The organism is Citrobacter sp. Cpo142 (genome assembly GCF_030332425.1).
In the GTDB taxonomy this organism is placed as follows: Bacteria; Pseudomonadota; Gammaproteobacteria; order Enterobacterales; family Enterobacteriaceae; genus Citrobacter; species Citrobacter portucalensis.
The window spans coordinates 369,323-389,503 of record NZ_JAOWHW010000142.1 but is presented as its reverse complement, the minus strand read 5'-3'; the positions used below and the strand labels follow the sequence as shown (position 1 = coordinate 389,503).

Below are 20,181 nucleotides of genomic sequence, written 5' to 3'. Positions count from 1 at the left end.
ATGGCGCTGCGCTTATCAGGCCTACGAACTAAAACGTAGGGCGGGCATGCGTAGCGCCCCCGCCATAATTTGCCGGATGCGGCGTTGCCTTATCCGGCCTACAGCACCATTAGCCAGCTATCAGCTTTTCAATGACCGGTGCATTCGCAGGCGGGAAATCCTGCGCATTCAGAGCATCTTGCGCAATCCACTGCGCCGGTTGCCCCTCTTTTCCCCACGGCTCGCCTTCCCAGCTTTCAACCAGCCAGAACCACAGAGTGATATGCCTGTCCGGAAACTGATACTCCAGCTTTTCGAACAATGAGCTTTGAGTCGGCGTGATCCCCACTTCTTCCTGTAGCTCGCGAATCAGCGCCTGCTCCGGTGTTTCGCCCGCTTCAATTTTCCCGCCGGGGAACTCCAGCTTATTGGCCATGTGGGCATCAGCCGCACGCTGGGTGATAAAAATTTCATGTTGATGATTACGAATAATCCCGACGGCGATTTGCAGTATTTTCATCTTTATCGTCCATAAAAAAGGCGCAGAATTCTGCGCCTTTTCAGTAAGTTATTTTCTTAGCTCAGACGGCCGTGGCACTGTTTGTATTTTTTGCCAGAGCCGCAAGGACACGGATCGTTACGACCCACTTTACGATCGCCAGTTTGTGCTGCCAGCTCTTCTGCCGCGGCAGAATCGTCGCCTTTATGGCTCAATTGCTGCATCTGCGCTAAGCGCTCAGCTTCTTCACGACGCTGCTGCTCCATAGCTTCGACTTCTTCAGGCATACGCACCTGAACTTTGCTCAGGGTGCTGATCACTTCGTATTTCAGTGATTCCAGCATTGACGCAAACATAGAGAAAGATTCACGCTTGTATTCCTGCTTCGGATCTTTTTGCGCATAACCACGCAGGTGGATACCCTGGCGCAGATAGTCCATCGCAGCAAGGTGCTCTTTCCACAGGGAGTCGAGAGTTTGCAGCATCACGCCTTTTTCGAAGTGACGCATCATCTCCGCGCCCACAACTTCCTCTTTACGCTGATAAACTTCGATGGCGTTTGCCAGGATACGTTCACGCAGCGTTTCTTCGTGCAGCTCAGGCTCTTTATCCAGCCACTCTGAAATCGGCATCTCAAGATCGAAGTCGTTTTTCAGACGTTCCTGCAGACCCGGGATATCCCACATTTCCTCCAGAGACTGCGGCGGAATATAGGCATCAATAGTTGCTTTGAAGACATCTTCGCGGATGCTGTTGATGGTTTCGCTAACATCAGTTACGTCCAGCAGTTCGTTACGCTGGGTGTAGATAGCACGACGCTGGTCGTTGGCGACGTCATCATATTCCAGCAACTGCTTACGAATATCGAAGTTGCGGCTTTCCACTTTACGCTGCGCGTTAGCAATTGCTTTGGTCACCCATGGGTGTTCAATGGCTTCGCCAGGCTTCATACCCAGTTTACGCATCATGCCTGACACGCGGTCAGAGGCAAAAATACGCATCAGCGCATCTTCCATCGACAGATAGAAACGGGAAGAGCCCGCATCACCCTGACGGCCCGAACGACCACGCAGCTGGTTATCGATACGGCGAGATTCGTGACGCTCGGTACCGATAATATGCAAGCCACCGGCTGCTAATACCGCGTCATGGCGAACCTGCCACTCGGCTTTAATCTGCGCGATTTGTTCCGGAGTTGGGTTTTCCAGCTCGGCAACTTCCGCCTGCCAGCTACCGCCCAGCACGATATCGGTACCACGACCGGCCATGTTCGTCGCGATAGTCACGGCTGACGGATAACCCGCCTGGGCGACGATTGCAGCTTCGTTGGCGTGGAACTTGGCGTTCAGAACGTTGTGTTTGATACCCGCTTTGCTCAGCTCGTTAGACACTACTTCCGATTTTTCAATGGAGATAGTACCTACCAGTACCGGCTGGCCATTTGCAGTACGCTCTTTAATATCTTCAATGATCGCCTGAATTTTTTCCGCTTCGGTCATGTACACCAGATCCGGTAAATCCTTACGGATCATCGGACGGTTGGTCGGCACAACCACGGTATCCAGTTTGTAGATGGAGCTAAATTCAAACGCTTCAGTGTCGGCTGTACCGGTCATACCGGCCAGTTTTTCGTACAAACGGAAGTAGTTCTGGAAGGTAATAGATGCCAGCGTCTGGTTCTCGTTCTGGATCTCTACGCCTTCTTTAGCTTCAACAGCCTGGTGCAGACCATCGGACCAGCGACGCCCCTGCATGGTACGACCAGTGTGTTCATCGACGATGATAACTTCGCCGTCTTTCACGATGTAATCTACGTCGCGGGTAAACAGCACGTGCGCACGCAGTGCGGCAGTCACGTGGTGCATCAGCATAATGTTACCAGGAGAGTACAGTGACTCGCCCTCGTCCATAATGCCTTCGTTAACCAGCAGCTCTTCAATCAGTACCAGACCACGCTCGGTCAGGTTAACCTGGCGCGCTTTCTCATCAACAGAGAAGTGGCCTTCGCCCTGGAACGTGTCGGAATCTTCCTTCTCCTGACGGATCAGGTGCGGGATGATTTTATTAACTTTTTTGTACATTTCCGAGCTGTCTTCAGCAGGGCCGGAAATGATCAGCGGCGTACGCGCTTCATCGATCAGGATGGAGTCGACTTCATCGACCAGCGCATAGTGCAGTTTACGTTGAACACGCTCTTCCGGACTAAACGCCATGTTGTCACGCAGGTAGTCAAAGCCGTATTCGTTATTGGTACCGTAAGTAATATCGGCGTTATAGGCTTCACGCTTGGCTGGCGCAGGCAGGCCAGACATGTTGATACCAACGGTCATGCCGAGGAATTCAAACAGCGGGCGGTTATTTTCGGCATCACGCTGAGCCAGATAGTCGTTCACGGTAACCACGTGTACGCCCTTCCCGCTTAATGCGTTCAGGTAGGCTGGCAGCGTCGCGGTCAGGGTTTTACCTTCACCAGTACGCATTTCCGCGATGCAGCGATCGTTAAGCACCATACCGCCCAGCAGCTGAACGTCGAAGTGACGCATACCGAACACGCGCTTACTCGCTTCACGCACTACTGCGAACGCTTCCGGGATCAGGCTCTCAACGCTGGCACCTTTTTCCAGACGGGCGCGGAATTCAGCGGTCTTCGCTTTCAGTTCATCATCGGAGAGTTTTTCCATCTCCGGTTCCATCGCGTTGATGACATTGACCACTTTACGCATACGACGCAGCGTACGCTCGTTACGGCTACCGAATACTTTCGTTAATAATTTGATTAGCATAATAAAATCTCAAACGCCCCGCGGTGCGGAGTCAAAAATTATAAGTTGGAAGGTTCTTTTTTAGCTGAGGCGTTGAGGACCAGCGCGGATACCCTGCAGCTGGCTAATCCAGACCGGAACGCTAAACGCGGCCTGAGAGGTAAAGTGTGCGTATGTCACGCGACTTACTGTCGCGGGCGGAGTGCCTTCTTGCGTCAGCATCGCGCTGAGCGTATTCAGTAACGCAAGATGGTGCGCCTGGATTGGCAATGGCTCTTCGGCAACGGGCAACGCCTGAGGTGCCATGGCAAAAGAAAGATGGCGGATAACCGTACGAATGGCATGTTGATGCCAGTAATCGACGGTAAAATTTGGGCGCCGATTGGTCGCTTCCAGCAAAGCAAGCTGGCTAAAGTTAACTTTAGCACCTTGATCGTGATTGCTGGCGGTCGCCTTCGCGGGAGTATTAGGTTCAGCAGCATTACCGAGCGCGGGCAGGCCAAAACTAGCCGCGACCATCCCCAACAGGAGATGCGGCCAGAAGTACCGTCTGCCTAACTGTCGCCAGCGCGTCAGTATTCCACTCACGTTATTGCCACCTGATATACCCTGCGTTTGGGGTTACAAATGCAAAACCATTTTTTGCGCACAAATCTTACCATTAATGCGTTCGCACCACAGCAGTAATGACAGCAAGTCGCGGGTAAATATGCTTAAGAAAGCAGCGATCGAACGGTATTTTAATCTACCTGTGGGGAAAAAGTCGCTTCATATAAGGTGGTTTGCACTCGGAAGATAAAAAAACGACTGGCTCACCTGGCCGGAGAGAGTGCCAGATTTACCAGTCGAATTTATGCGACAGCGTATGTCGTTATGCCAGTACGGTCGATGGTGCTTTGAACGCCAACGGCAGTTCTGCATCGTCCTGGAAGGTCACATATTCCCAGGCTTCCTGTTTTGCCAGGACCGCCTGCAGCAGTTTGTTATTCAATGCATGACCGGATTTATACGCGGTAAATGCACCAATAATGTTGTGACCACACATGAACAAGTCACCGATCGCGTCGAGCATTTTGTGACGAACGAATTCATCTTCAAAACGCAGGCCGTCTTCGTTCAATACGCGATAATCGTCAACAACGATGGCACAATCGAAGCTGCCGCCCAGGCACAGGCCGCGGGACTGCAGATATTCGATATCACGCATGAAGCCGAAAGTACGCGCACGGCTGATCTGACGCATGAACGCATCCGCAGAGAAGTTCATCGCGTAGCGCTGCGTGCTGGAGTCGATCGCCGGATGGTTAAAGTCGATGGTGAAATCCAACGTAAAACCATTATACGGCTTAAACTCAGCCCACTTATCGCCATCTTCGACACGAACGGTCTCTTTGATGCGAACAAATTTTTTGGCGCTGCTCAGTTCTTCAATACCTGCATCAAGCAGCAGATAAACGAACGGAGCGGCACTGCCATCCATGATCGGGATTTCCGGTGCGTTAACTTCAATAACGATGTTATCGATACCTAAACCCGCCAGAGCAGCATTAAGGTGCTCTACGGTTGAAATCCGTACATCATGCTCATTGACCAGACACGTACAGAGCATGGTATCACGCACAGATTTGGCATCGGCCGGGAAATCTACCGGAGGATTCAAGTCGGTGCGACGATAGATGACCCCGGTGTTGGCCGGCGCAGGGCGTAATGTCAGGGTGACTTTTTTGCCGGTATGCAAACCGACGCCAGTCGCCTGAACGATACGTTTAAGAGTCCTTTGTTTGATCATCGTATAATCTCGCCAAATTACCTATCCAACCGAAGTGTACTATACATTCGGTGGGCCAGTTTAGCACAAAGAGCCACAATTCCCAAATTCCAGCTAATTCTTAATCAGCTTGCTTACGCAGGAATGCTGGGATATCCAGATAATCCGGCTCTTTGGTGGTTTGCGGCGTATTGTCGTTAACCACTTTCGCTACCGGTTTCTGCTCTTGCGTCAACGGCGCCATGCCGTGCTGCTGGTAACGATCCATTACCGGCTGCTGTACCTGCTTGTTGGTCACCAGAGTGATTTCAGGACGTTTGTCCATACCAATTCCAGTCGCAACAACGGTGACGCGCAGTTCGTCGTTCATATCCGGGTCCAGGGAGGTACCGATAACCACGGTCGCATTATCCGATGCAAAGGCACGAATCGTGTTACCGACGGTTTCGAACTCATCCAGACGCAGGTCGAAGCCCGCAGTAATGTTGACCAGCACGCCGCGCGCGCCAGACAGATCGATGTCTTCCAGCAGCGGAGAAGAGATAGCCATTTCAGCCGCTTCTTCTGCACGGTCTTCACCGCTTGCCACGCCTGAACCCATCATCGCGTAGCCCATTTCGGACATCACGGTGCGCACGTCTGCAAAGTCGACGTTCATCAGGCCCGGACGAGTAATCAGTTCAGCGATACCCTGGACTGCGCCTTTCAGCACGTCGTTCGCTGCGCCAAACGCATCTAGCAGGGAGATTCCGCGACCCAGCACTTTCAGCAGCTTGTCATTCGGAATAGTGATCAGAGAGTCCACATGTTTGGACAGCTCGGTGATACCCTGCTCCGCGAATGCCATACGCTTCTTGCCTTCAAAGTTGAAAGGCTTAGTCACGACAGCAACGGTCAGAATACCTAAATCTTTTGCTACTTCAGCAACCACTGGCGCTGCACCGGTACCGGTACCGCCGCCCATGCCAGCTGCGATAAACACCATGTCTGCCCCGTCAAGCGCTGCACGCAGAGCTTCACGATCTTCGTCTGCCGCATTACGGCCTACTTCCGGGTTTGCACCCGCGCCCAGACCTTTGGTGATGCCGCTACCAATCTGAATGGTCTGTCCAACCGCCGTTTTACGCAACGCCTGAGCGTCGGTATTCACCGCGAAGAATTCAACACCTTCGATGCGCTCGCGCACCATGTGTTCAACGGCATTACCGCCGCCGCCGCCGACGCCGATGACTTTAATCACCGCGTCATTGGTTAGTTCCATAGGTTCAAACATAGTTTCTCTCTCCGTTGTGCCTGTCGCCTGAGACCGTTAATGTGCGTTGGTCTCTTTAAAAATTAAAACTCTTTTCGCAGCCAGCTATTGAGTCGTTTGATCCACGAGCCAACTGATGCCGTAACGCGTTTTTCAACTTCAGCCTCACCACTCAAATGGGATTCTTTCCCGTAGTGAAGCAGCCCCACTGCCGTTGAATAATAAGGCTCCTGGGCATAATCCGTCAGACCAGTGATATTCAGCGGTGCGCCAATACGTACTTGCGTATGGAACACGCGCTGTGCGCAGGCCGCAAGACCTTCAATTTGCGCAGCGCCACCGGTTAACACAATCCCCGCCGCCAGATGATGTTTCACACCCTGCTGGCGAAGCTGTTCTTGTAATTGCAAAATTTCTTCGTTGACCAGGTTGAGCAGCTCGGTATAACGCGGCTCAATGACCTCTGCCAGGGTCTGACGTTGCAGGCTACGCGGTGGACGACCACCTACGCTTGGCACTTCAACGCTTTCGTCTTTACCCACGATGGAGCCCAGCGCGCATCCATGACGCACTTTGATGGCTTCAGCATCGCTCGGCGGCGTACCAAAGGCATACGCGATATCGCTGGTCACTACATTCCCTGCATAAGGGATCACTTTAGTGTGGCGCAACGCCCCGCCAGTATAAACGGCGATGTCCATTGTACCACCACCAATATCCACCACGCAGACACCCAGCTCACGTTCATCTTCCGTCAACACGGAATAACTGGCTGCCAACCCGGCAAAAATCAGTTGGTCAACTTTCAGACCACAACGTTCAACGGCTTTGACAATGTTCTTCGCCATGTCGTTGTGGCAGGTAATAAGATGGACTTTTGCCTGCATACGCACGCCGGAAAGACCGACCGGATTTTTAATGCCTTCCTGGTAGTCGATGGCGTATTCCTGCGGAATAACGTGCAGAACACGATGTTCATCGCGAACGCGTACGGATTTTGCCGTATGTACTACGTTTTCCACATCTTCCTGCGTCACTTCCTCTTCGGAAATGGGCACCATACCAATTTCATTTTGACAGCTAATATGTTTACCGGAAAGTGCCAGATACACCGAGGAAATCTGGCAATCTGCCATCAGTTCAGCCTGGTCAATGGCGCGCTGTACGCACTTCACCACTGACTCAAGGTCATTCACCCCGCCTTTATCCATACCTCGCGATGGGCAACTGCCCACGCCAATGATATTGACCATACCGTCGGGCAGAACTTCCCCTACTAAAGCGGCTACCTTCGCGGTGCCAATCTCCAGTCCAACTACCAGTTTTCTGTCCGTCGCCTTGATCATTGTTGTTCTGCCTGTGCCTGATTCTGTTGCTGATTAGATTCCTCAGGAGGCAAGGGAACCCAGCCTACTGCCGCTCCTGAGTCATAACGCAAATCAACGTAGCTAATCCGTTTGCCATCGGTTTGCGCCTGCTGCTGTAAAACCGGGTAGAGTTCCACAAAGCGAGCCAAACGTTTTATCGTATCGCCCCTGCCCAGGTTCAGCTTAATATCGTTATTCAGCGTCAACTGCCAGGAACGACGAGCGGTCATCGCCGCTTCCTTCAGGGTGAATCTATCCTTAGCCAGCACCTGCCCCATATCGCGGAACCCTTGCAACACTTCACTTGCGCTGCCTTCCGGTCCATACAACATGGGTAATACCTGCTTATTGGCCCGACCGGTTGGAACACTGAACGTATTTCCTTCAGCATCCACCATATGTTGGTCATTCCAACGCGCAATGGGCACATATTCAACCAGATGAATCTTCAATTCATCGGGCCATTGCTTTCTGACGCTCGCCTGTTTAATCCAGGGGAGGCGTTCAATTTGACTCTGAATGATGTTCACATCCTGAGTCATAAAGGTTCCCGGAGCGCCCAGCGCCAGAATGGACTGACGAATATCGTCATTGCGCGTGTAATGCCGTTCGCCGGTTAACACCAGTTTCGATAAAGGCAAACGTTGCGCATCTTCCATCCATCCCAACACTACCCAGCCGCTGACAAACACGGTGCACAGCACTGTCAGCAGGAACAATATTCCTGCAAGACGCGTTCCATTATTGCGGCGTGAGGAGTTTACTTCTTCTTCATCACCGTTTCGCGTGTTCAGCGCAGCCTGCGACATATCAGTCCGCCAACTCCAGAATTCTTACCACCAACTGCGAGAAGCTCAGGCCCGCCTGACGCGCCGCCATCGGCACCAGACTGTGGCTGGTCATACCCGGAGAGGTATTCGCTTCCAGCAGATAAAACTGGCCATCGCTGTCCAGCATGACGTCAATGCGACCCCAACCTTTACAGCCCAATGCGGTCCACGCTTTCAGGACTAATTCCTGTAAACGTGCCTCTTGTTCGACTTCCAGACCGGCAGGGCAGAAATATTGTGTTTCATCAGAGAGATACTTCGCCTCATAATCATAGAAGGTTCCCGCGGGTTGGATACGTATTGACGGTAAAATTTCTTCACCAAGTATCGCAACTGTAAATTCCGGGCCACTGAGCCATTTTTCGATCAGTACTTCTTCATCATGCTGAAAAGCCAATGCTAATGCACCCTGCAAAGCATTTTCTTCTTCAACTTTTGACATTCCTACGCTTGAGCCTTCACGGCTTGGCTTCACAATCAGCGGCAAACCTAGCGCAGAAATTTTTGTAACTGCTTCATCGCTAAGACCTTTTTCGAACTCAGCGCGGGTCAATGCAACCCAAGGCGCGACGGGTAAACCTGCGCCCTGCCACAGCAACTTGCTGCGCAGTTTGTCCATCGAAATTGCGGAAGCCATGACGCCGCTGCCGGTATATGGCAGGCCAATTTGCTCCAGCATGCCCTGCAACGTGCCATCTTCCCCGCCACGGCCATGCAGCGCAATAAACACCTTCTGAAAACCCATAGATTTCAGAAGAGTGACATCAACCTCTTTAGGGTCAACCGGATGGGCATCGACACCACCTTCGCGTAACCCTGCCAGTACGGCCGCGCCGGAATTCAGCGAAACGTCACGCTCTGCGGAGGTTCCTCCTAACAGGACCGCGATTTTATCAGCCATGTTGTTCTTCCTCCGGGTTTTGCGGCTTCAGTTTGATTTCAGCTAAGGAACGCGCGATTTTGCCGATATTTCCAGCGCCCTGCACCAAAATCAGATCGTTGCCGGTTAATACCGGCGCCAACATGTCTGCCACCTGAGCCGGATCGGATACCAGAATCGGGTCGATCTTACCGCGACCACGGATCGTACGGCACAGCGAGCGACTGTCAGCCCCCGGAATCGCAGCTTCACCCGCGGCGTATACATCCAGCATCAACAGCGCATCGACCTGAGTCAGCACGTTGGCAAAGTCGTCATACAAATCGCGTGTACGCGTAAAGCGGTGCGGCTGGAACAGCATTACCAGATTTTTGTCCGGCCAGCCCGCGCGAGCAGCTTTAATCGTGGCATCCACTTCCGTTGGGTGATGACCATAATCATCCACCAGCATCGCCGTCCCGGTTTTACCGTTTACCGGCTCCAGCGGGAATTCACCGAGGAAGTCAAAGCGGCGTCCGGTGCCCTGGAAACTTTCCAGCGCGCGCAGAATTGCGTCGTCTTCAATGCCTTCTTCTGTTGCCACTGCCACCGCCGCCGCTGCGTTCAGCGCATTGTGACGGCCCGGTGCGTTCAACGTCACGCGTAAATCGGCCATCCCCTGACGCAGCAGCGTGAAGTGCCCTTGTGGGCCAATCTGCTGATAATCTTCGACGCGCACATCAGCATCATCGCTGAAACCATAGGTTGTGGTTTGACGACCAACTCGCGGCAACAACTCGCGGATCACCGGATCGTCAACGCACATCACCGCACGACCATAAAACGGCAAGTTATGCAGGAAATTAATAAACGTCTGCTTTAAATTTTCGAAGTCGCCATGGTAGGTATCCATATGATCGGCTTCGATATTGGTAACAATCGCCACCATCGGCTGCAAATGCAGGAACGACGCATCGCTCTCATCCGCCTCAGCAATTAAATAACGGCTATGACCCAGACGCGCATGGACGCCTGCAGCCTTCACCAGACCGCCGTTGACAAACGTCGGATCCAGCCCCGCTTCCGCGTAGATGCTGGAGACCATCGCTGTGGTCGTGGTTTTACCGTGCGTCCCGGCAATGGCGATACCGTGACGAAAACGCATTAATTCAGCCAACATTTCAGCACGACGGATCACCGGAATACGTGCTTCATGCGCCGCAACAATTTCCGGGTTATCCGCAGAAATCGCGCTGGATACCACCACCACGCTCGCATCACGCACATTTTCAGGGCGATGGTTGAAGAAAATCGTGGCGCCCAGATTCGTCAACTGCTGCGTCACCGGGTTCGGCGCCAGGTCAGAACCACTGATCTGATAACCTTCGTTGGCCAAAACTTCGGCAATACCGCCCATACCAGCACCACCGATGCCGACAAAGTGAATGTGCCGAACGCGACGCATTTCGGGCACGATGGAACGCAGTTTTGCCAGTTGTTGTGTATTCATTCTTTAGCCATTAACTTCTTAGTTCATGCGATGCAAAAGGCATCACCACAATTACGCCCGGGCAGCCCGGCTCACTTCATTAGCAACACGCTCTGTGGCATCCGGTATGGATGCGGCGCGCGCACGTTCTGCCATGGTTAATAAGGTTTCTCGCGACCACCCGGAAAGGGTGTTCGCGACGGCATCCACAGTAAACTGCGGCTGCTCAAGAATTTTAGCGGCGCCCGCTTTCTCAAGCGGCAGCGCATTCCAGTACTGCTGTCGGTCTTTGTGCTGGAAAGGCACAAACAGCGCAGGCAAACCCGCAGCGGCAATTTCGCTTACCGTCAGCGCGCCGGAGCGACAAACTACAACATCCGCCCACGCGTAGGCGGCTGCCATATCATCAATAAACTCAGTGACCTTGTGCTGCGGTTGTCCCGCGTCGGCATACGCCTGTTCAACGGTTTGCTGCGCGCCTTTGCCACTCTGATGCCAGATAGTCACCGCGTCACCAAGCTTTGCGGCAACCTGCGGCATCGTCTGGTTCAATACGCGTGCGCCCTGAGATCCCCCGACGACCAGCACGCGAACCGGGCCTTCACGCCCCGCCAGACGCGCTTCGGGCAACGGCAGCGCCAGAACGTCGGTGCGTACCGGGTTACCCACCACTTCCGCATTCGGGAAAGCGCCAGGAAAAGCCTGCATCACCTTCGTTGCAATCTTCGCCAGCCACTTGTTGGTTAATCCCGCAATGCCGTTCTGCTCATGCAGGACAACCGGGATGCCTAATGACCAGGCAGCCAGACCGCCAGGGCCGGACACATAGCCGCCCATCCCCAGCACCACATCAGGCTTAAACTGCTTCATAATGGCGCGCGCCTGACGCCAGGCATTAAAAATACGCACGGGGGCGGCAAGCAGCGCGTTGACACCTTTGCCACGCAAACCGGAGATGCGAATAAAGTCAATTTCAATGCCATGCTTCGGCACTAAGTCCGCTTCCATACGGTCGGCGGTGCCCAGCCAACGAACCTGCCAGCCCTGGGCCATTAAATGGTGCGCGACCGCCAGCCCCGGGAACACATGCCCACCGGTACCGCCTGCCATCACCATTAACCGCTTCGGTTGACCACTCATCGTGCACCTCGTGTAAACGCCTGGGCTTTTTCCAGACGCGTTTCATAATCAATACGTAACAAAAACATGATGGCCGTCGACATAATCAACAAACTGGAACCACCATAACTGATCAGCGGTAACGTCAGACCTTTTGTTGGCAGCATACCTGCTGCCGCGCCGACGTTTACCAGGGCCTGGAAGCTGAACCAAATCCCGATGGAGCAGGCTAAAAAGCCTGAAAAACGGTGGTCAATTTCCAGTGCTTTGCGACCGATCGACATCGCGCGAAAAGCGACGAAGAATACCATTAAAAGTGCCAATACCACACCGATATAACCCAGCTCTTCCCCAATGATGGCGAAGATGAAGTCGGTGTGCGCTTCCGGTAAATACTCCAGTTTTTGCACTGAATTACCTAACCCCTGACCCCAAACCTCACCGCGACCAAAAGCCATCAGCGATTGCGTTAACTGGTAGCCGCTGCCAAACGGATCTTCCCATGGGTTCCAGAAAGAGGTTACGCGGCGAATACGATACGGTTCGGCAAGGATCAGCAGCACCACCGCCGAAATCCCCATGCCGATAATGGCAATGAACTGCCACAGTTTCGCACCAGCGAGAAACAGCATCGCCAGCGTCGTGACAAACAGCACCACTACCGTACCAAGGTCAGGCTGCGCCAGCAGTAAGACTGCCAGCACCAGAATCACACCCATCGGTTTTAAGAAGCCGCGCAGGTTGTTACGCACTTCATCGACTTTACGCACCAGGTAGTTAGCGAGATAACAGAACAGCGACAGCTTGGTGAATTCCGCAGGCTGAATACGCAGCGGCCCCAGCGCGATCCAGCGCGATGCCCCGTTAACGGAGCTCCCCACCACCAGAACGATCAACAACATGATGATCGAGGCGATCAGCATCGTCGTGCTGTACTTCTGCCAGAACTCCATCGGCAGACGCAGCGTCACCATCGCCAGACAGAACGCGAGGAAGATATACAGCGCGTCACGCTTAGCAAACAGGAAGGGATCGCCCGCCAGACGTTGCCCTACGGGCATTGATGCCGATGTCACCATCACAAAACCGATCGCTGCCAGACCAAAAGTCAGCCACAGCAGCATGCGGTCATACATGATCAGGCTGTCCGCGTCTTTATCACGCGAAGCCATCACCCAGCCTTTAAGTGCCGCGAAGATCCACGCCAGGACACCCAGTCCCGGTACGCGCGGCATTTTCAGACGAGGGAGAGAGAATCGCATCAACCCAACTCCTTCGCTAAACGGGTAAAGACGTCACCGCGTTGCTCAAAGTTCTTGAACTGGTCAAGGCTGGCGCAGGCTGGCGACAGCAGCACCATATCACCCGACTTCACACGCGGTGCGAGCAGACGCATTGCCTGCTCCATGGTTTCAGTGTGTTCCGCAACCTCAGGACGCAGAGCGGCAAGCTGCGCGCCATCGCGACCAAAGCAGTACAGACGAATGTTGTTGCCAGTCAGGTAGCGTTGCAGCGGCGTAAAGTCGGCCGATTTCCCATCGCCGCCCAGCAGCAGGTGCAACGTACCGTCAACGTGCAGACCATTCAGTGCCGCTTCTGTGCTGCCAACGTTGGTGGCTTTTGAATCGTTAATCCAACGCACACCGTTATGATTCAGTACCAACTGGAAACGATGAGCCAGACCGGTAAAGGTAGTCAGCGCTTTCAGGCTGGATGCCCGCGGCAGACCCGCAGCATCCGCCAGCGCCAGCGCAGCCAGTGCGTTGGTATAGTTATGCTGGCCGGTAAGCGTCATCTCTTTCACGTTCAGGACTTTTTCGCCCTTCACCCGCAGCCAGGTTTCACCCTGCTGACGATTGAGATGATAGTCACCCATGTTGATGCCAAAGCTCACGCAGCGCTCATCCGCCCCGCGAATCGGCATGGTCAGCGCATCATCGGCATTAACCACACACACTTTTGCATTCTCATAGACGCGCAGTTTGGCCGCACGGTACTGCTGCAAGCCAAACGGATACCTGTCCATATGATCTTCGGTGACGTTCAAAATGGTGGCGGCTACAGCCTGTAAGCTGGAGGTTGTCTCCAGCTGGAAGCTCGACAGCTCCAGTACATACAGCTCACGTTCGTCATCCAGCAGCATCAGCGCGGGCAGGCCGATATTTCCGCCAACACCCACGTTCACACCAGCCGCTTTCGCCATTTCTCCCACCAACGTGGTGACGGTGCTTTTCCCGTTGGAACCGGTGATCGCGACGATCGGCGCCTGCGCTTCACGACAGAACAGCTCGATGTCACCGACAATTTCGATCCCTGCATCAGCAGCGGCGCTCAGCGAAGGATGCGCCAGGGCAATACCAGGGCTGGCGACGATGAGATCGGCGGCCAGCAGCCAATCATCATTCAGGCTGCCAACATGACGCTCAACCGCTTCCGGCAATTTATCCAGGCCAGGTGGCGTTGCGCGGGTATCCATCACACGCGGCGTCACACCACGCGCCAGAAAGAAATCCACGCAGGACAGCCCGGTCAATCCCAGACCGATAATGACGACTTTTTTACCCTGGTAATCAGCCATGATTAACGTACCTTCAGCGTTGCCAGGCCAATCAGCACCAGCATCAGCGAAATAATCCAGAAGCGCACAATTACGCGCGGTTCCGGCCAGCCTTTCAGTTCATAGTGATGGTGAATCGGCGCCATACGGAAGATGCGCTGTCCGCGCAGCTTAAAGGAGCCAACCTGCAAAATGACCGACAGCGTTTCCACAACAAATACGCCGCCCATGATTACCAGCAGGAACTCCTGACGCAGCAGCACGGCAATAATGCCCAGCGCGCCGCCCAGCGCCAGCGAACCGACGTCGCCCATAAAGACCTGCGCCGGATAGGTGTTAAACCACAGGAAGCCTAACCCCGCGCCGACAATCGCCGTACAGACGATCACCAACTCACCGGCATGGCGTAAATAGGGAATGTGCAGATAGTTGGCAAAGTTCATGTTACCGGTCGCCCATGCCACCAGCGCAAAACCCGCTGCCACGAACACGGTCGGCATAATCGCCAGACCATCCAGGCCATCGGTGAGGTTTACCGCGTTGCCAGTACCCACAATCACGAAGTACGCCAGCAGCACGTAGAACAGCCCCAACTGCGGCATGACATCTTTAAAGAACGGCACCACCAGCTCGGTAGCCGGGGTATCTTTACCGGCGAGGTACAGCGCAAAGGCTACACCCAGCGCAATCACCGACATCCAGAAGTACTTCCAGCGAGCAATCAGGCCCTTGGTATCTTTTCGCACCACTTTGCGGTAGTCATCGACAAAACCGATAATGCCGTAGCCAATCAATACCACCAGCACGCACCATACGTACGGGTTCGACGGATATGCCCACAACAGAACGGAGATAACAATCGCGGTGAGGATCATGATCCCGCCCATGGTTGGCGTACCACGTTTACTAAAGTGCGATTCAGGACCGTCGTTACGTACAACCTGTCCAAAGGACATTTTTTGCAAGCGGGCAATCATGCGCGGGCCCATCCACAAAGAGATGAACAGCGCGGTCAGCAGGCTGACGATGGCGCGAAACGTCAGATAGGAAAAGACGTTAAAGCCTGAATAATATTTGACCAAATGTTCGGCCAGCCAAACTAACATGTCCCAATCTCCTGTAATGCGCGTACTACCTCTTCCATGGCGGCACTACGTGAACCCTTCACTAAAATCGTCATGACCTGATGTTCTGCAATCAATGCTTTAAGATGCGCGGCCAGCGCGCTTTTATCCGCAAAATGTTCGCCAACGCCACTGGCGTCGCTAATTGCCTGACTCAGTTTTCCTGTACTCAGTACACGGTCGATACCTGCTGCTTTCGCAGCAACACCTACCTGTACATGGCATGCTTCACTTTCTGCGCCAAGCTCTGCCATATCGCCAACGACCAGTACGCGATAGCCCGGCATTTCAGACAGCACCTGCACCGCTGCGGTCATCGAACCGACGTTCGCGTTATAGGAGTCGTCCAGCAGCAGCTGATTTTCTGCGAGTTGAATCGGGAACAGACGTCCTGGTACCGCCTGCAGATCTTTCAAACCCGCTTTGATCGCCTCGTGCGTCGCGCCAACCGCCATAGAAAGCGCCGCCGCCGCAAGGGCGTTAGCGATATTGTGGCGACCCGGCAACGGCAGCAGGACATCAATGCTTCCGGTCGGCGTTTGCAGAGAAAATTCCGTGCCATGCGAGGTCACATGAACGTTGGTCGCAGAAAAGTCGCTGTTGGCCGCATTCGGGGAGAAGCGCCAGACTTTGCGATCGCCGATGATGCTTTGCCAGTTCAACCAGTCGTTGTTGTCGGCATTCATAATGGCGATACCGTTCGCAGACAGGCCGGTAAAAATCTCACCTTTTGCCTTCGCAACGCCCGCCAGAGAGCCGAAGCCTTCCAGGTGCGCGGCGGCCAGGTTGTTCACCAGCGCCGCTTCCGGACGCGTCAGGCCGACGGTCCAGGCGATTTCGCCCTGATGGTTGGCGCCGAGCTCAATCACGGCATAGTCGTAATCGTTGTTTAAGCGCAGCAGCGTCATCGGTACGCCGATGTCGTTATTCAGATTGCCCGCGGTATATAGGGTGTTACCACACTGGCTCAGAATGGCAGCCGTCATCTCTTTGACGGACGTTTTACCGGATGAGCCGGTCAACGCGACAACGCGCGCCGGAACCTGAGCGCGAACCCACGCCGCCAGTTCACCAAACGCCAGACGCGTATCTTTAACAATCAGCTGCGGCAGGTTGGTGTCCAACGGGCGGCTGACCAGCAGCGCACCCGCCCCGCTCTCTTGCGCTTTGTCTGCAAAATCATGGGCATCAAAGCGTTCGCCTTTCAGCGCCACAAACAGGCAGCCCGGCGTCACTTTACGCGTATCGGTTGTTACGGCATCAAGGGTCAGATCGGCCCCTTTCAGTTCGCCACGGAGGATCTCCGCCAGTTGGCTGAGCGTTACGCTAATCATGCGATAACCCCCAGCAGACGCGCTGCGGTCACGCGGTCAGAATAGTCGAGACGCTGCGAGCCAACGATCTGGTAATCTTCGTGACCTTTCCCGGCCACCAGCACCACGTCGTTTTCTTTCGCCTGCATAATGGCGTTTGTCACGGCTTCTGCGCGCCCTTCCATCACCTTCGCCTGTCCGGCATCCAGCATACCCGCCAGAATGTCGTTAATAATGGCGCGCGGCTCTTCGGTACGCGGGTTGTCATCGGTCACCACGACAACATCTGCAAACTGCTCGGCGATTGCGCCCATCAACGGACGTTTGCCTTTGTCGCGATCGCCGCCGCAGCCAAAGACGCACCACAGTTTGCCTGTACAGTGCAAACGTGCCGCCTGCAGCGCTTTTTCCAGCGCATCTGGCGTATGGGCGTAATCAACCACCACGGTGGTTTTACCCGGCGCGCTGAACACTTCCATACGTCCGCAAACCGGCTGCAATTGTGTCGCCGTTTTCAGTAAATCAGCTAACGGATAGCCCAGTGCCAACAGCGTTGCCAGCGCCAGCAGAAGATTGCTGACGTTAAACGCCCCCATCAGGCGGCTTTCAATTTCGCCGTCGCCCCATGAGGAGGTAAAACGAATCGTTGCCCCGCTGTCGTGATACTTCACGTCAACCGCTTTTAACCAACGACCATGACAGTTCGGGTTGATGTGGTCTTCCATCGAAACGGCAACCGCATCCGGGAGTTTCGCCAGCCAGCGACGACCGACGTCATCATCCGCATTGACGATGGCCTGACCGCAATGGTGCGTGGAATACAGCAGCCATTTCGCGGCTTCATAATGTTCCATGTCGCCGTGGTAGTCGAGATGGTCACGGCTTAAGTTAGTAAATACTGATGCGGCAAACTTCAGCGCCGCCACGCGATGCTGAACCAGACCGTGTGAAGAGACTTCCATCGCGCCAACCGTTGCGCCCTGCGCTGCCAGCCCCGCCAGCACATGCTGGACATCAACTGCTGAACCGGTGGTATTTTCCGTCGGGATCACTTTGCCCAGCAGGCCATTGCCTACTGTTCCCATTACCGCGCTGGTTTCGCCAAGCAGTTGGCTCCACTGTGCCAGCAATTGGGTGGTGGTAGTTTTACCGTTGGTCCCGGTCACACCGACCAGACGCATTTTCTCAGAAGGCTCATGGTAAAAACGGCCTGCCAGTGCAGATAAACGTTCGTTAAGCTGACTGAGATAGATGACCGGAACGCCGTGCATTTCACGGATTTCACCATCAGTAGCTTCATCTTTTGCTTCTGCAATAATGGCAGCCACACCTTGCGCTATCGCCTGCGGGATATACCGACGCCCGTCCGCCTGATGACCCAATACTGCGACAAAGAGATCGCCCGATGCAGCCACACGGCTGTCAAGCGTCATCTCCCGCAGTGCTCGCTCCGGTGCACCCGGCACCCATGGAGCAAGAAGGTCGCGCAAATTACGATCTGCCACCTGTTGCCTCGCCTTGATTATTCACAAATTCATTTTTATCGCCCGTTGTCAGCGCATCCGGCTCGATGTTCATGGTACGCAGTACGCCGCCCATGATGGCACCAAAGACCGGCGCGGAAACGGCGCCACCGTAGTATTTACCCGCCTGCGGATCGTTGATAACAACAACCAGCGCGAAGCGCGGCTGACTCGCAGGCGCAACACCTGCGGTATAAGCAATGTATTTGTTGATGTAGCGGCCATCTGGCCCTACTTTTTTCGCTGTACCGGTTTTAATGGCGATACGATAGCCTTTAATCGCCGCCTTCACGCCGCCGCCGCCGGGCAGCGCCACGCTTTCCATCATATGCACGACGGTACGCACGGTATCTTCCGGGAAGATACGCTCGCCCGGAACAGGAGGGTCAACTTTGGTAATCGACAGTGGACGATAAACGCCGTAGCTGCCGATCGTTGCATAGACTCGTGCTAACTGTAACGGTGTTACCATTAGCCCGTAGCCGAAAGAGAAGGTGGCCCTCTCTATGTCAGACCACCGTTGTTTTTGAGGATATAAGCCACTGCGTTCTCCGACCAACCCCAAATTGGTCGCTTTTCCCAGCCCAAAACGTGAGTAAGTATCTACTAACGCTGAGGACGGCATCGCTAACGCCAGCTTGGAAACACCGACGTTACTCGACTTCTGCAAAACCCCGGTGAGGGTTAATTCGCTATAACGCGCCACGTCTTTGATTTCGTGACCATTAATTCGGTAAGGGATAGTGTTAAGGACGGTATTTTCGCGTACCACGCCACGCTGCAGCGCGGTCATCACCACCATCGGTTTAACGGTAGAACCCGGTTCAAACACGTCGGTGATGGTACGGTTACGCATCGCGTCTTTTGGCGTACCGGTGAGATTGTTCGGGTTGTAGGACGGACTGTTGGCCATGGCCAACACTTCACCGGTGTTTACATCCACCAGTACCGCACTGCCTGACTCCGCCTTGTTGAACGCCACGGCGTTATTCAGTTCGCGGTAAACCAGTGCCTGTAAACGCTCATCAATGCTCAACGCGAGGTTATGCGCCGCCTGGCTGTCGGTAGAGGAGATATCTTCAATGACGCGGCCATAACGGTCTTTACGTACAATACGTTCACCCGGTTGTCCGGTGAGCCACTTATCGAAGCTCTTCTCAACGCCTTCAATCCCCTGGCTGTCAACGTTAGTAAAGCCTATGAGGTGAGCAGTCACTTCTCCGGAAGGATAGTAACGGCGGGATTCTTCGCGCAGGTGGATACCCGGCAGCTTCAGTTTCTTGATGTAGTCGGCCATGTCAGGGTTTACCTGACGCGCCAGATAGATAAAGCGCCCTTTCGGGTTAGCGTTAATGCGGGAAGCCAGTTGATCGAGCGGGAGATTCAGCGCGGTTGACAGCGCTCTCCAGCGTTCGCCAACGCTCACGCCGCCTGCATCATGTACTTCTTTCGGGTCGGCCCATATAGCTTTAACCGGAACGCTCACCGCCAGCGGGCGACCAGAGCGGTCGGTAATCATTCCGCGTGATGTAGACACTTCCTGGACGCGTAGAGAGCGCATATCACCCTGACGCACCAGCATGTCCGGCGCGATGATTTGCAGCCAGGCAACGCGCCCCAGCAGAAAACCCAGTGCCAGCAAAATACAGCCGCACAGTAACGCAAAACGCCAACTGATAAAGTTGGCTTGTTCTTCCTGGCGTTTTGGTTTGTGCGTTTTTGCCGCTGCTTTCATGCGTC

Annotated in this window: 16 protein-coding genes; all 16 read right to left on the bottom strand. The window is 54.3% G+C overall.

What is annotated here, in order from left to right; genetic code table 11:
- Positions 1-109: 109 nt before the first annotated feature.
- The gene (mutT, locus tag OGY18_RS23055) at positions 110-499 is read right to left on the bottom strand and encodes an 8-oxo-dGTP diphosphatase MutT (protein WP_063941107.1); all 390 of its coding nucleotides are present in this window, start codon (positions 497-499) and stop codon (positions 110-112) included.
- Between the two features lie 56 nt (positions 500-555).
- Positions 556-3,261, bottom strand: coding sequence for a preprotein translocase subunit SecA (gene secA, locus OGY18_RS23050; RefSeq protein ID WP_003829517.1), 2,706 nt, complete (start codon positions 3,259-3,261; stop codon positions 556-558).
- Positions 3,262-3,321: 60 nt separating this feature from the next.
- The gene (gene secM / locus OGY18_RS23045; protein ID WP_003829520.1) at positions 3,322-3,828 is read right to left on the bottom strand and encodes a secA translation cis-regulator SecM; all 507 of its coding nucleotides are present in this window, start codon (positions 3,826-3,828) and stop codon (positions 3,322-3,324) included.
- 283 nt (positions 3,829-4,111) lie between these two features.
- Positions 4,112-5,029 (bottom strand): UDP-3-O-acyl-N-acetylglucosamine deacetylase, encoded by a 918-nt coding sequence (gene lpxC / locus OGY18_RS23040; protein ID WP_006686706.1) that lies wholly within the window; start codon positions 5,027-5,029, stop codon positions 4,112-4,114.
- 100 nt (positions 5,030-5,129) lie between these two features.
- Positions 5,130-6,281 (bottom strand): cell division protein FtsZ, encoded by a 1,152-nt coding sequence (gene ftsZ / locus OGY18_RS23035; RefSeq protein WP_003018753.1) that lies wholly within the window; start codon positions 6,279-6,281, stop codon positions 5,130-5,132.
- Between the two features lie 62 nt (positions 6,282-6,343).
- The gene (ftsA, locus tag OGY18_RS23030) at positions 6,344-7,606 is read right to left on the bottom strand and encodes a cell division protein FtsA (RefSeq protein WP_003018755.1); all 1,263 of its coding nucleotides are present in this window, start codon (positions 7,604-7,606) and stop codon (positions 6,344-6,346) included.
- A complete protein-coding gene (ftsQ, locus tag OGY18_RS23025) occupies positions 7,603-8,436 on the bottom strand; it encodes a cell division protein FtsQ (protein ID WP_003018758.1) in 834 nt (277 codons plus the stop codon). Before ftsQ ends, ftsA begins: the two co-directional genes overlap by 4 nt.
- 1 nt (position 8,437) lies before the next feature.
- On the bottom strand, positions 8,438-9,358 hold the full coding sequence (locus OGY18_RS23020; protein ID WP_286554512.1) for a D-alanine--D-alanine ligase: 921 nt from the start codon (positions 9,356-9,358) through the stop codon (positions 8,438-8,440).
- Positions 9,351-10,826: a UDP-N-acetylmuramate--L-alanine ligase gene (gene murC / locus OGY18_RS23015; RefSeq protein ID WP_048236139.1), complete on the bottom strand. Its 1,476-nt coding sequence runs from the start codon at positions 10,824-10,826 to the stop codon at positions 9,351-9,353. Before murC ends, OGY18_RS23020 begins: the two co-directional genes overlap by 8 nt.
- A 51-nt stretch (positions 10,827-10,877) precedes the next feature.
- On the bottom strand, positions 10,878-11,945 hold the full coding sequence (murG, locus tag OGY18_RS23010) for an undecaprenyldiphospho-muramoylpentapeptide beta-N-acetylglucosaminyltransferase (RefSeq protein ID WP_003829528.1): 1,068 nt from the start codon (positions 11,943-11,945) through the stop codon (positions 10,878-10,880).
- Positions 11,942-13,186 carry a cell division protein FtsW gene (ftsW, locus tag OGY18_RS23005; protein WP_003829529.1) on the bottom strand — a complete coding sequence of 415 codons (1,245 nt, stop codon included), beginning with the start codon at positions 13,184-13,186 and terminating at the stop codon, positions 11,942-11,944. The genes murG and ftsW overlap by 4 nt, the downstream gene beginning before the upstream one ends.
- Positions 13,186-14,502, bottom strand: coding sequence for a UDP-N-acetylmuramoyl-L-alanine--D-glutamate ligase (gene murD, locus OGY18_RS23000; protein ID WP_003829532.1), 1,317 nt, complete (start codon positions 14,500-14,502; stop codon positions 13,186-13,188). Before murD ends, ftsW begins: the two co-directional genes overlap by 1 nt.
- Positions 14,503-14,504: 2 nt before the next feature.
- Complete coding sequence (gene mraY / locus OGY18_RS22995; RefSeq protein WP_003018774.1) at positions 14,505-15,587, bottom strand: phospho-N-acetylmuramoyl-pentapeptide-transferase; 1,083 nt, start codon at positions 15,585-15,587, stop codon at positions 14,505-14,507.
- Entirely contained in the window at positions 15,581-16,939 is a 1,359-nt protein-coding gene (gene murF / locus OGY18_RS22990; protein WP_191219574.1) for a UDP-N-acetylmuramoyl-tripeptide--D-alanyl-D-alanine ligase, read from the bottom strand. Before murF ends, mraY begins: the two co-directional genes overlap by 7 nt.
- Positions 16,936-18,423, bottom strand: a complete 1,488-nt coding sequence (gene murE, locus OGY18_RS22985; protein WP_003829536.1) for a UDP-N-acetylmuramoyl-L-alanyl-D-glutamate--2,6-diaminopimelate ligase — start codon at positions 18,421-18,423, stop codon at positions 16,936-16,938. The genes murF and murE overlap by 4 nt, the downstream gene beginning before the upstream one ends.
- Positions 18,410-20,176 carry a peptidoglycan glycosyltransferase FtsI gene (gene ftsI / locus OGY18_RS22980; protein WP_003829538.1) on the bottom strand — a complete coding sequence of 589 codons (1,767 nt, stop codon included), beginning with the start codon at positions 20,174-20,176 and terminating at the stop codon, positions 18,410-18,412. Before ftsI ends, murE begins: the two co-directional genes overlap by 14 nt.
- Between the last annotated feature and the right edge of the window lie 5 nt (positions 20,177-20,181).